Annotated in this window: 15 protein-coding genes; 10 read left to right on the forward strand and 5 right to left on the reverse strand. The window is 49.5% G+C overall.

From position 1 onward, the window contains the following. Positions 1-153 precede the first annotated feature (153 nt). The 8 genes from AAC007_RS08930 to AAC007_RS08965 all read left to right on the forward strand — a co-directional run bounded on the left by AAC007_RS08930 (position 154) and on the right by AAC007_RS08965 (position 6,976). Positions 154-1,236 carry an ABC transporter ATP-binding protein gene (locus AAC007_RS08930; RefSeq protein WP_339676087.1) on the forward strand — a complete coding sequence of 361 codons (1,083 nt, stop codon included), beginning with the start codon at positions 154-156 and terminating at the stop codon, positions 1,234-1,236. Between the two features lie 3 nt (positions 1,237-1,239). Further along, on the forward strand, positions 1,240-2,166 hold the full coding sequence (locus AAC007_RS08935; RefSeq protein ID WP_339676089.1) for an ABC transporter permease: 927 nt from the start codon (positions 1,240-1,242) through the stop codon (positions 2,164-2,166). Continuing rightward, positions 2,153-2,935: an ABC transporter permease gene (locus AAC007_RS08940; protein ID WP_219042584.1), complete on the forward strand. Its 783-nt coding sequence runs from the start codon at positions 2,153-2,155 to the stop codon at positions 2,933-2,935. Before AAC007_RS08935 ends, AAC007_RS08940 begins: the two co-directional genes overlap by 14 nt. Before the next feature lie 43 nt (positions 2,936-2,978). Continuing rightward, positions 2,979-4,037 carry a spermidine/putrescine ABC transporter substrate-binding protein gene (locus AAC007_RS08945; protein ID WP_339676091.1) on the forward strand — a complete coding sequence of 353 codons (1,059 nt, stop codon included), beginning with the start codon at positions 2,979-2,981 and terminating at the stop codon, positions 4,035-4,037. A 119-nt stretch (positions 4,038-4,156) separates the two neighbouring features. Further along, entirely contained in the window at positions 4,157-4,459 is a 303-nt protein-coding gene (locus AAC007_RS08950; protein WP_339676094.1) for a helix-hairpin-helix domain-containing protein, read from the forward strand. A 149-nt stretch (positions 4,460-4,608) separates the two neighbouring features. Further along, a complete protein-coding gene (pyrC, locus tag AAC007_RS08955; protein WP_339676097.1) occupies positions 4,609-5,643 on the forward strand; it encodes a dihydroorotase in 1,035 nt (344 codons plus the stop codon). A gap of 7 nt (positions 5,644-5,650) precedes the next feature. Then, entirely contained in the window at positions 5,651-6,283 is a 633-nt protein-coding gene (gene rnt, locus AAC007_RS08960; protein WP_219042588.1) for a ribonuclease T, read from the forward strand. 111 nt (positions 6,284-6,394) lie between these two features. Continuing rightward, on the forward strand, positions 6,395-6,976 hold the full coding sequence (locus AAC007_RS08965; protein WP_295874097.1) for a Fe-Mn family superoxide dismutase: 582 nt from the start codon (positions 6,395-6,397) through the stop codon (positions 6,974-6,976). 121 nt (positions 6,977-7,097) lie between these two features. Here AAC007_RS08965 and AAC007_RS08970 read toward each other — a convergent pair whose 3' ends face one another. Continuing rightward, positions 7,098-7,700, reverse strand: a complete 603-nt coding sequence (locus AAC007_RS08970) for a peroxiredoxin C (protein WP_219042590.1) — start codon at positions 7,698-7,700, stop codon at positions 7,098-7,100. Positions 7,701-8,012: 312 nt separating this feature from the next. Here AAC007_RS08970 and AAC007_RS08975 point away from each other — a divergent pair, with 312 nt between their 5' ends. Together AAC007_RS08975 and bfr are read left to right on the forward strand one after the other, a co-directional pair. Next, the gene (locus AAC007_RS08975) at positions 8,013-8,210 is read left to right on the forward strand and encodes a bacterioferritin-associated ferredoxin (RefSeq protein ID WP_295874102.1); all 198 of its coding nucleotides are present in this window, start codon (positions 8,013-8,015) and stop codon (positions 8,208-8,210) included. 130 nt (positions 8,211-8,340) lie between these two features. Then, entirely contained in the window at positions 8,341-8,820 is a 480-nt protein-coding gene (bfr, locus tag AAC007_RS08980; RefSeq protein ID WP_219042592.1) for a bacterioferritin, read from the forward strand. Between the two features lie 40 nt (positions 8,821-8,860). Here bfr and AAC007_RS08985 read toward each other — a convergent pair whose 3' ends face one another. The 4 genes from AAC007_RS08985 to pomA form a co-directional block, all read right to left on the reverse strand. Further along, on the reverse strand, positions 8,861-9,199 hold the full coding sequence (locus AAC007_RS08985; protein WP_296436092.1) for a HopJ type III effector protein: 339 nt from the start codon (positions 9,197-9,199) through the stop codon (positions 8,861-8,863). Positions 9,200-9,347: 148 nt separating this feature from the next. Next, the gene (locus AAC007_RS08990; protein ID WP_339676102.1) at positions 9,348-9,911 is read right to left on the reverse strand and encodes a hypothetical protein; all 564 of its coding nucleotides are present in this window, start codon (positions 9,909-9,911) and stop codon (positions 9,348-9,350) included. Between the two features lie 88 nt (positions 9,912-9,999). Continuing rightward, positions 10,000-10,839: a flagellar motor protein MotB gene (locus AAC007_RS08995; RefSeq protein WP_295874112.1), complete on the reverse strand. Its 840-nt coding sequence runs from the start codon at positions 10,837-10,839 to the stop codon at positions 10,000-10,002. Between the two features lie 4 nt (positions 10,840-10,843). After that, on the reverse strand, positions 10,844-11,614 hold the full coding sequence (pomA, locus tag AAC007_RS09000; protein WP_219042595.1) for a flagellar motor protein PomA: 771 nt from the start codon (positions 11,612-11,614) through the stop codon (positions 10,844-10,846). Positions 11,615-11,726 lie beyond the last annotated feature (112 nt).

Genomic DNA, 11,726 nt, shown 5'->3' on the forward strand with positions numbered 1-11,726 from the left:
ACCGATCTTTACGCCGCCGCGCCATGCCGCGTTGCAAGACGTCAAATATAGTCAAAATCAATCTGCAAACCGGCAATAAAAGCTATTGACGTGGAGGCCATCAACGGAAAAAAATAGCGACCAACGCAAACCGCCACGGAAGCCCCCCTAGCAGTGTTAGAAATCATTGATGTTTCGCGCCGTTTTGGCGACTTTGTGGCTTTAGACAAGGTGAGCTTGCATATTGAAGCGGGTGAGTTCTTCACCCTGCTCGGCCCGTCTGGCTGCGGCAAAACCACGCTACTGCGGCTCATTGCCGGCTTTGATCAAGCAGACAACGGCGAGATTTTACTCGACGGCAAATCTCTTACTGCGCTGACGCCGGAACAACGCCCAGTCCATACGGTATTCCAAAGCTACGCGCTGTTTCCGCATATGACCGTGGCGGAAAATATCGCCTTTCCACTGCGGATGGCCAAAAAAGCCAAACCCGTCATTGATGCGATGGTGCGCGAAATCCTTGAGGATGTGCGCCTACCCGATAAGGCAAACCACTACCCCGATGAGCTTTCCGGTGGCCAAAAGCAGCGTATCGCTATCGCCCGCGCCCTGGTAAATCGCCCGAGACTGCTGCTACTAGACGAACCGCTGTCGGCACTGGATGCAAAATTACGAGAGCAAATGCAGATTGAGCTTATTAACCTGCAAAAAGAAATTGGCATCACCTTTGTTTATGTCACCCACGACCAAGGCGAGGCACTAGCGCTGTCGCATCGCATTGCAGTGATGAACAAAGGGGAAATCAGCCAAATTGACGAGCCCTCTGTGCTCTACAGCTGCCCAGACAACCGCTTTGTAGCAGATTTTATTGGCCAATGTAATTTACTCGATGCCACCGTCGTTGCGACCGGCGAAAAAAATCTGCGCATAGCAATTAAGGGTTTAGGCGAACTCGATGTTTGCACAAATCCTGAAATAAAATTTTTAGCAGGCGACAACTGCGCCCTCACCCTTCGACCAGAGAAAATTAGGTTGGCGGCCCAGCTCGTCGCTGACGACAACGAGGTATTGTTTAGCGGCCAGGTCCACGACATGTTGTATTTAGGCGACGTCACGGTTTACATCATCGAACTCGCCAACGGCGTATTAATTGAAGCCATGCTAGCCAATGACGCACCGGGTCGCACTAGACTCTTCGATACCGGTGACGCCGTGCAAATTGCCTGGCGCACTGACGCCGGCCACTTGGTACGCTGACTAGTGAGCACTTTCTTCACCGCCGCCCTAAACCGAGCTGAACGACTCAGCCGCATTTTACTCTCCCTGCCGCCGGGACTTTATTTGCTACTGTTTTTTGCCGTCCCCAGCTTAATGATGCTATTCGCCTCATTTCGATTCTCGGGTGAATACGGTGGCTTAGCGCCGTGGTATTACATTGACGACGGCGGCATTACCCTCGACCTCACACTCGAGAACTGGCAGCGCCTATTTGAGACCGACATTTACCTTAGCTTACTGATTAAGTCGCTGGCCTACGCACTCGTAACAACCTTAATTTGCGTGCTAATGGCGTATCCGATTGCCTTAATGATTGCGCGCAGTCAAAAGCGCTATCGCGATTTATTGCTACTGCTCGTCATACTCCCATTCTGGAGCAATTTTTTAGTGCGTATATACGCGTGGATGATTATTTTCAGCCCACAAGGCGCACTCACTGCTGCATTGAACGCCGTTACGAGCAGCCTCGGTCTAGAACCTATTTCCCTCATGTTTAGCAGTACGGCGGTCGTTGTCTGCCTGGTATATGTCCACCTGCCCTTTATGATTCTGCCCTTGTATGCCAATTTAGAAAAACACGACAATCGCTTGCTCGATGCGGCACAAGACCTAGGCGCCAATCGATTTCAATGTTTTTGGTTAATTACCTGGCCGCTGTCTCTGCCCGGCATCTACGCTGGGGCGGTGCTGGTATTTATCCCATCGCTGGGGATTTTTGCCATTCCCGACCTGCTCGGCGGCACCAACGGCATCATGATTGGCAATGTCATTAAGCAGCAGTTTGTTGAATCCCGCGACTGGCCATTTGGCAGTGTACTTTCCTTAGTCCTCACCGCAATCACGCTAGTACTGGTGCTAGTTGCCGCCAAGTTGGGCAGTCCCGCTGGAGAAAACAATGGCAAGAAATAGCGCTTATCCCAGCAAATTTCTGATCGCCGCCGGCAGCCTGGTATATCTGTTTCTATATGTGCCGTTGGCCGTCGTGGTGCTGTTTTCCTTTAACGACTCAAAACTCAACGCCGAGTGGGTCGGCTTTACTTGGAAGTGGTACCACAAGCTATTTCAGAACGGAGATATTCTGCACGCTGCGGCAAACTCTCTGATCATCGCCACAATCAGCGCGTTGCTGGCGACCGTGCTAGGCACATTGGCCGGACTCTCTATTTACCGTTTCCGCCAAAAATGGTTGTCGGCACTAGTACTTGGGCCCATTGCCATGCCCGATATTTTAATCGGGGTAAGCCTGCTGCTAATGTTCATCCTCTTCAATGCCACACTGGGGATGACCTCAATCATTCTCGCCCATGTTAGTTTCTGTATCGGCTTTGTCGCACTGGCGGTGCAATCTCGGCTATCAGGCATGGATCAAAGCCTAGTGGAAGCTGCCCGCGATCTCGGGGCAACGCCACTACAAGCGTTTCGCCTGGTCACTTTACCGCTGTTAAAGCCCGGCATTATCGCTGGCGGCATGATGGCATTTACACTTTCTATTGACGATTTTGTAATTACGTTTTTTACTGCAGGGGTTGGCAGCTCAACGTTGCCACTGGAGATCTATTCCATGGTGAAAATTGCTGTCACTCCTGAAGTCAACGCGGTGTCCACCTTGCTTATGCTGGTGACGCTGGTACTGATCACCGCGCTTTCCCGAATCTCACCAATGGTGTTGAGAAACTAAGCCGCTATACCCTTTACCTAACCCTTATATAAAGGATGCTACCGTGAAAAAGATACTGTGCTGTTTTGTGCTGTGCGTTTCGCAATTTGCTATGGCCGAGAAAGCGTTACACTTGTTTAATTGGAACGACTATATCGCCGAAGATACTGTCACCCGTTTTGAAGAACAATGTGGCTGCAAAGTAGTGCAAGACTACTTCTCAGCCACCGAAGAAATGATGGCAAAGCTGCTGGCTGGCGCCGGTGATTACGACGTGGTTATTCCCACCCAAAACGCCGTTGAGGCGCTGGTAAAACAGGGCTTTTTGCTACCACTAGATAAAAGTAAGCTGAGCAATCTTGGCAATACCGCCAAGGGCTTTTTAGATAAAGCTTACGACCCAGGCAACATCTACTCACTGCCTTACGCATTCACCACCACGTTAATCGGCTATAACGAAGAAAAAATCGCTGAGCTAGGCATCGACCCAAGTGACTGGTCCATTATTTTTGACCCAGCGGTACTGGAAAAAATAAAGGGTAAAGTCACCGTTATGGATGATTCGGAAGAACTATTCGGCGCGGCGCTTAAATACCTGGGCTACTCGATTAATGACAACGACGAAAAACACCTAAAAGAAGCGCAGGCTTTGATCTTAAAAGCCAAACCCTACTGGGCTGCGTTTAACTCATCAAGCTATATAAAAGAGCTAACCGTTGGCAATATTTGGGTTGCTCACGGCTACTCTAGCGATATGTTCCAGGCTCGCGTCGATGCCGCGGATGCTGGCCGTGACTTCAGTGTGAACTTCGTACTGCCAAAACAAGGCGCAGTGTTGGCCTTGGACAATATGGTTATTCCGAAAAAAGCCCGCAGCCCTGAATTAGCGCTGCAATTCATTAACTTTATGATGGCACCAGAAAACGCCGCCGAACTGACCAATGTCGTCGGTACCGGCAACCCCAACGCTGCTGCCACACCGTTTATCGAGCCCGAGATTTTAAAAATCTCTGCTATTTTCCCCAACGACGAAGTACAAAAGACCCTAGAAACAGTGGCTGCGCGCAATGCAAAACAACGCCGCTTAATCAACAAACTATGGACAGAGATTAAAGTTCGCTAAACAGAGAGTATTGCCGACTTTGCATAATTATCGACATGCTCTATGATTGAAACAGGTGCGCCAGATGGTGCACCTGCACAATTACCCTTAAACACTTCATCTTGAAAAGGATTTTTACGATGAAATACTTTCTTTGCCGTTTCACGGCACCTCGTTTTTTGTTCGCCCTACTGTTGTCACTCGCTTTCTTTAATAGCGCGAACGCAATGGATATCAATACCGCCAGTGCCGAAGAGCTACAAACCTTGAAGGGAGTTGGCCCTAAACGCGCCGAGGCCATTATTCGCTACCGCGAAGAAAAAGGCCCCATTCGCAGTGCCGATGATTTAATGAGCGTTCCCGGCGTGGGCGGCAGCATCCTCACGGCCAATGGCGATGAATTGACATTCAGCGCCGCCAAATCGACACCACCGCCCAAGTAAAGCCACCATACGGGCATAAACCCCCGCCGTTCCAGCGCGGCAGGTGTTTATACACCCTGCAAATTACTGTAGCATTCTCGACCTAAGATCACGCCTCCAAAAGCCGACCCAAAACGGGTGACCGGTGGACGCTAGCACTAAGGCTCAGCATGCAAACCCTAGAAATTACCCGCCCCGACGACTGGCATATCCATTTGCGAGACGGCGAGGTTTTACGCCATACCGTAGCCGACGCGAGCCGCTATTTCGGTCGCGTAATCGTCATGCCAAACTTGACGCCGCCGGTACGCAATCTTGCCGAGGCAAGGGCATATCAGCAGCGCATTGAACAAGCGCTCCCAGCAACTGGCCACAAGCTTCAGCCTTTGATGGTGCTATATCTCACCGACAACACCCAACCAGAAGACATTGCCGCCGCGGCGGCCTCAGACGTGGTCTACGCTGCAAAACTTTACCCCGCCGGCGCAACGACTAACTCAGACTCCGGTGTTACCAACATCGAAAAGCTCTATCCGGTGCTAGAAAGCATGGAAAAGCACGGTTTACCGCTGCTTGTTCACGGCGAAGTCACCGACGCCGAGATCGATATTTTTGATCGTGAAGCGCAATTCATCGACCGATATCTACGACATATCTGCAAGCAATTTCCAGCGTTGAAACTAGTCCTTGAACATATTACGACCGCTGACGCGGCTCAGTTTGTGAGCGAGTCTGGAGATAAGGTTGCGGCGACCATCACCGCCCACCACTTGCTGTACAACCGCAATCACATGCTGGCCGGCGGCATTCGCCCGCACTACTATTGCCTACCCATTCTTAAGCGCAACACGCATCAGCAAGCACTCATTGCCGCTGCAAGCTCTGGCAGCCCTAAATTTTTCTTGGGCACAGACTCTGCTCCGCATGCCCGCAATCGCAAAGAAACCAGCTGCGGCTGCGCTGGCTGCTATACCGCCTACGCAGCAATTGAGCTTTATGCCGAAGCCTTTGAAACAGCAGGAAAACTCGACAAACTCGAAGCTTTCGCCAGCTTTTACGGGCCCGATTTTTACAGCTTGCCCCGCAATAGTGACTCAATTATTTTGCAGAAAAAAAGTTGGACCGCACCAGAGCTACTTCCGCTCGGCACCGACACCATTTACCCACTGCGTGGCGGTGAACAACTGCACTGGCAGCTAGCCTGAGACTAATATGGATTTCAGCGATGAAAAATCGATGATTGCGCAGCGCTTTAGAGGCTTCCTACCGGTGGTTATCGACGTCGAGACCGGCGGCTTCAACTGCCAAACCGACGCGGTTCTCGAAATTGCCGCTACGTTTTTACGCATGGATGACTCTGGCCAGTTAGAGCCCGACGACACCGTGAGCTACCACGTAGAACCTTTCGAGGGCGCAAATTTAGAACCCGCCGCCCTTGAATTTACCGGCATTGATCCCCATAACCCATTACGACAGGCACAAAAAGAAGTGACTGTCATGGGCGAGCTAATGAAGCGAATTCGCCAACAAGTAAAAGCTAATGGGTGCACCCGTGCGGTGCTGGTGGGGCACAATGCGCACTTCGATCTCGGCTTTGTATTGGCCGCCATTGAACGTAGCAATATCAAACGTAATCCCTTCCACCCCTTTTCGGTAATGGACACCGCCAGTCTTTCGGGACTTGCCTACGGCCATACCGTGTTAGCTAGAGCTTGTCAGTTAGCCGATATTGACTTCAACAATAGCGAAGCTCACAGCGCTGCTTACGATGCCTTTAAAACCGCCGAATTATTTTGCCAGATCGTCAATCGCTGGCAGCAATTAGGCGGCTGGCGTTGGCCCTGATTTTGCTGGATTAATTCACGACCAACAGTGAAATGTCAGCGCAGCATCATGTAAATCAGGTGCAACATTTAACCGTTTTACTACACAAAACCATACTCAGGAGAGAATCACATGGCTTTTGAACTACCTGCTCTACCCTACGCAAAAGACGCGCTAGAGCCGCATATTTCTGCCGAAACCCTCGACTTCCACCACGGCAAACACCACAACGCCTACCTGACCAAATTAAACGAACTAGTGCCAGGCAGCGAGTACGAGGGTAAATCACTCGAAGACATCATCAAGACGTCTAGTGGCGTTTTATTCAACCAAGCCGCCCAAGTTTGGAACCACACTTTTTATTGGAATAGCCTAAGCCCAAATGGCGGCGGCGCGCCAACTGGCGACCTGGCTGCTGCTATCGATAAGGCGTTTGGTTCTTTTGACGAATTCAAAACCGCATTTAACGGCAAGGCCGTCGGCAACTTTGGCTCAGGCTGGACGTGGCTTGTTAAAAACACCGATGGCAGCTTAGAAATCGTTAATACCGATGATGCTGACACCCCAATTGCCCGCGAAGGTCAAACGCCACTGTTTACCGCCGACGTATGGGAACACGCCTACTACATCGACTACCGCAATGCCCGTCCAAAATACTTGGAAGGCTTTTGGAATTTGGTGAACTGGGAATTTGCTGCGGCTAATTTCGCTTAATTGCGAAATTTGGTCGGACGTCTGAGCTTGGGCGTCGGATGAAAAAAGCCCGATGCGTGGTACGCATCGGGCTTTTTCGTTTTAGCATCTGACGTCCGACTTCCGACGCCCGACTATCTCATCACAGCTTATCTGAATTCTCAGCCAAGTAAGCAGCAACGCCATCTGGAGAGGCATTCATGCCCTTATCGCCTTTATTCCAGCCAGCTGGGCATACTTCGCCATGCTCTTCGTGGAATTGTAGTGCTTCAACCAGGCGCACCAATTCATCCACATTGCGGCCAAGAGGCAGATCGTTGATCAACTGTGAGCGAACCAAACCAGCTTTGTCGATCAAGAACGCGCCACGGAATGCAACACCGCCTTCAGCTTCAACATCGTAAGCGCGGCAAATGTCGTGACGAACGTCAGCGGCCATAGTGTAAGTCACAGGGCCAATACCGCCGTCTTTGATTGCCGTGTTACGCCATGCATTGTGGGTAAACTGTGAGTCGATAGACACACTGATCACCTCTACACCCAACTCACGGAATTTATCCATGCGGTGATCTAATGCGATCAGCTCAGACGGGCACACAAATGTGAAGTCTAGTGGATAGAAGAACAACAAAGCATATTTGCCTTTGGCAGCTTCGCTCAATGTGAAGCTATCAACAATTTCACCATTGCCAAGCACTGCTGCGCATGTGAAGTCTGGAGCTGGCTTGCCTACAAGAACACCCATGTAAAACACCTCTGATTAGTAGTTGAAGAAACTTTCACTCACTAGTTATCTCACCCTGTACAGCGAGGCAATATACTTAGTTTGTGACGGTTTCTTATGTTTATAAAACGACAAGGAATGCCGAAAAAAACTCAGTTTCGATCGGCAATCATACACGCCACCCTCGGCCAATCCCATTGAATTTTCTTATCGCTACCATAGCCATTCACTATTAAAAGCGGATTGAATCGCCAGCAAAATCTTAATTGACAAGCATTCTCATTTGCATTATCGTTGCCATTAGATTTCGAACCCAGTGAGATTTAAAATAGAATGTACGTTTGTCTCTGTAAAGGTATTACCGATAAGCACATACGCGACGCTGTAGATAGCGGCGCAGGTAGCTTCCGTGAGGTTCGTCGCCAACTTGAATTAGCCAGCCAATGCGGAAAATGCGGCTCGCTCGCTCGCGATGTGTACGATAGCTACCTCAACAGCTATGATGAAAATCTGTGTTATGCAGCCGCGTAACGCAACTGATAACGATTAGCTTTACTCTTCTCTATATGCCTTATAAATCAATTACTTAGCTTGACTTTCAGACCTTTCTGCAAGCACACTTAGCGCTCGCATATAGCTAATCGCAGAAAGGACAGGAATCATGAAAGGTGACAGCAAGGTTATTGCCTACCTCAATAAAGCCCTCGGCAATGAACTCGTAGCGATTAACCAATATTTTCTCCACTCTCGGATGTTCAAAGACTGGGGATTGAAAGAGCTAGCCGACTACGAATATCACGAATCAATCGACGAAATGAAACACGCCGATAAGCTCATCGAACGAATCCTATTTTTAGAAGGTCTGCCTAATCTACAAGATCTCGGCAAATTACTGATTGGCGAAAACACCAAGGAAATGCTGGAGTGTGACCTTAGCCTCGAGCTAAAGGCCGTCCCCGACCTCAAGGACGGTATTAAATATTGCGAATCGGTTGGCGACTATATCAGCCGCGAGCTAATGGAAGACATTTTAGAATCTGAAGAAGAACACATCGACTGGCTGGAAACTCAGCTAAGCCTTATCGACAAAGTGGGAATCCAGAATTACCAGCAATCGATGATGGGCAGCATTGGCAGCTAAGCTATGTTTTCACGCCCCATCACTGGGGCGTATTCGAGTTTCAAGCACGTTTTAATGCGTCCCCTTCAAAATGTACCCCACCCCAGCCCTCACGCATAAAATTGCGGATATTGGCGTGATCATTAGCGCCCGGATTCGCAAGCACATCTTGCGTATAAAAATCGCCAAAGGCATTTAGCGTTGCCTGCTGACCCAAATGATGTAAAAGTCCAAATGCAAAAATCTTGCAGGATCCGTTATTTGTGCCGGCAGCGTTCTTTTGCTCACCGTTAGAAAATGCGGTGGGAGTGAATACATACTCCGCATCAATCACCGCAATAACGTCAGCAAATGGCTGCGGTGCGATATTTAGTTTTGCTATAAGCTGTTCTGTGGTCATCGTTCATCCTATTCAAATGGCTGTCAAAGTCTGCCTTCATTATACCGAGCAAATTGGGTAAGCAAGACCATCAATTGCCAGACAAAAAAATACCGGAACGAATCCGGCATTATCTTTAGGTGTTACCACACTAGGTTTGCGTATTTACTTAGTGCCTATCGCTGACCTTGACGCGGGTATTCCAGTAGTTCGCATTGTGTTTTTGACGATCGTTTAGGTTTCCGCGCCCCTGATGATCATTATTACCTTGGTAACGACGATCATGGTTATCGCGAGCGAAGCGGTCAAACCGATTATCGTGCTTATCATGGCCGTACTTTTTGCCATTATTGTGTTTCTTGTCTCGGTAATAGTAGTTTTTGCCGTGGTTGGTATGAACGTCAGTATAGACATGCTGATTTCGATACCCGCCGTTATTGTAGCTATAGTTATTACCGTAACGATTATAGTGCGAGTTATCACGATAACCCACCTGATGACCACAGCGCCTGTCGTGCACATGACCATGGCGATAATGTCGATCATCTTTATTTGAGTCGTGCGCGGCGTACAATACCGCCGCACCAATCATGATTGCGGCCGCCGTTTCTATGCCGTCTGCATGAGCCTGTTTAGGCGACACCGCCACCGCGGCGATCAGCAGCACGGTCAGCGCAACGTTACGGATCAACGCAGGGCTTCCACTATTTAGTGCTTTAGTATTTGTCATCATCGTTTCTCCTTTGTGTGAGTGTAAAGTATCAGGAGTTAACTGAATGCCAGCTTAAGCACTAAAAAGATTATTCAGCCCTCAAATAATACTAGTTTTCCCCCATCGACGTTTCAAATTCACCCACAACGCCACCCATCACAGGGTCCTGAGTTGCTCCTCGCAACATGAAGATCTCAACTCGACGATTTCTCGCCCGTCCTTCGACAGTCTTATTATCAGCAATAGGCCTGGTATCCGCGTACCCCGCCACCCTAAAGCGGGCAGGTGATTGACCACTGCTTTCAACAATACTGCGAATCACAGTCGCAGCTCGCGCTGATGACAAATCCCAATTTGAATAAAATCTATCGGTATGAATTGGACGGTTGTCTGTGTGGCCCGCCACCACAATTTGACCAGAAATATCATCCAAGACGTTGCCAAATTTAACAATAACCGCGTCAAATCCTGGCGAAAGATCCGCCTTACCAGACGGGAATGACCCTCTTTCACGAATTCGAATAATAATCACTTTATTGCCATCGTTCTCAACTTCGACGAGACCTTCACTAATCTCCAATTGCAGATGCGCTTTCACCTTTTCAAGGTCATCTAACATTTGGTCATCGGCTTCGACCGACACAAAATCCGTCATTTCGCGCATAGCTTCTTGGCGTACTTGATTCTCTGCAGTCGGCCTCACCGTGCCGGGAGTGAAGTCCCGCGCTATCATGCTGGTACCAATTGGCGGCTTAAACGCCGGCACCTCGCGCTGCACACCAAACGCGTCTTTCATCGAACCAGACAATTCTTTAAATTTTTGCTTATCCATTTCCGAGAACGAAAACAGCAACACAAAGAATGCCAAGAGCAAAGACATCAAGTCAGCGAAAGTAAGTACCCACGCTGGCGCACCCGCGTCAGGCTTTTTAACATGTGCATCATCCACTTACTTACGCCTCCTCCGCCTTTTTATCAGGCTCGCGCTTATTGTCTGGCAAGTAAGTGGACAGCAGGGACTCAAGAACCCGAGGATTAATACCCTCTTGAATACCGTCAACCGCTTCAAGTATGAGATGACGATTGCGACGCTCCTCAGATGTTCTGAACGCCAGCTTTTCAGCAATCGGAAGAGCGACAACATTAGCCAGAACAGCGCCGTAAAGGGTAGTTAGCAAGGCAACCGCCATGGCGGGCCCTATCGCTTTGGGATCAGACATATTCGACATCATCTGCACCAGGCCCACGAGAGTACCGATCATACCCATAGCGGGAGCGGATTCGCCAAAGCCCTTAAACACGGACTCGCCCATCTCATGACGTTCAATGGCCAAATTTATTTCTTTGTTTAGCACTCGGCGCACAAATTCTGGGTCGTGGCCATCAATTGCCATTTGCACGCCCTTATTCAAGAATTCATTACTAATTTCAAGCGACTCTAGACCAAGCAAGCCCTCTTTACGGGCCACACCAGCCATTTCCATGCACTGAGCAATCAAGGCTTCAGAGCTTGTTGTCTTGTGGACAAATGCGCGGGACGCCACCTTGAACGCGCCCAAGGTTTGGTCCAGTGGAAACTTCACCAAATTGGCGAGTAAGCCACCACCAACCACAATCAACAGACTTGGCGCATCAATAAACCCACTCGCGCTGCCGCCGATTAAAATTGCCACGACAATGACACCCAGCGCGCCCAACATGCCTAAAAGAGTTGCGATATCCAACGGACTTCTCCAATGCCTTGTTTACCTAGCTGGGCATAATGTCAGCTGACGAAAACACTTCGTCGACTATTGCCCTCATACGTAACCCACTTAACGGCCGAAGTCGCACTCT

It is taken from the genome of uncultured Zhongshania sp., from assembly GCF_963975605.1.
GTDB classification, from domain to species: Bacteria; Pseudomonadota; Gammaproteobacteria; order Pseudomonadales; family Spongiibacteraceae; genus Spongiibacter; species Spongiibacter aquimaris.

Bases quoted from the DNA above. Each gene is read 5' to 3' on its own strand.
- AAC007_RS08950 (WP_339676094.1), top strand. From the start codon at position 4,157: ATGAAATACTTTCTTTGCCGTTTCACGGCACCTCGTTTTTTGTTCGCC.
- bfr (WP_219042592.1), top strand. From the start codon at position 8,341: ATGAAAGGTGACAGCAAGGTTATTGCCTACCTCAATAAAGCCCTCGGC.
- rnt (WP_219042588.1), top strand. From the start codon at position 5,651: ATGGATTTCAGCGATGAAAAATCGATGATTGCGCAGCGCTTTAGAGGC.
- AAC007_RS08940 (WP_219042584.1), top strand. From the start codon at position 2,153: ATGGCAAGAAATAGCGCTTATCCCAGCAAATTTCTGATCGCCGCCGGC.
- pyrC (WP_339676097.1), top strand. From the start codon at position 4,609: ATGCAAACCCTAGAAATTACCCGCCCCGACGACTGGCATATCCATTTG.
- AAC007_RS08970 (WP_219042590.1), bottom strand. From the start codon at position 7,700: ATGGGTGTTCTTGTAGGCAAGCCAGCTCCAGACTTCACATGCGCAGCA.
- AAC007_RS08985 (WP_296436092.1), bottom strand. From the start codon at position 9,199: ATGACCACAGAACAGCTTATAGCAAAACTAAATATCGCACCGCAGCCA.
- AAC007_RS08965 (WP_295874097.1), top strand. From the start codon at position 6,395: ATGGCTTTTGAACTACCTGCTCTACCCTACGCAAAAGACGCGCTAGAG.
- AAC007_RS08990 (WP_339676102.1), bottom strand. From the start codon at position 9,911: ATGATGACAAATACTAAAGCACTAAATAGTGGAAGCCCTGCGTTGATC.
- AAC007_RS08975 (WP_295874102.1), top strand. From the start codon at position 8,013: ATGTACGTTTGTCTCTGTAAAGGTATTACCGATAAGCACATACGCGAC.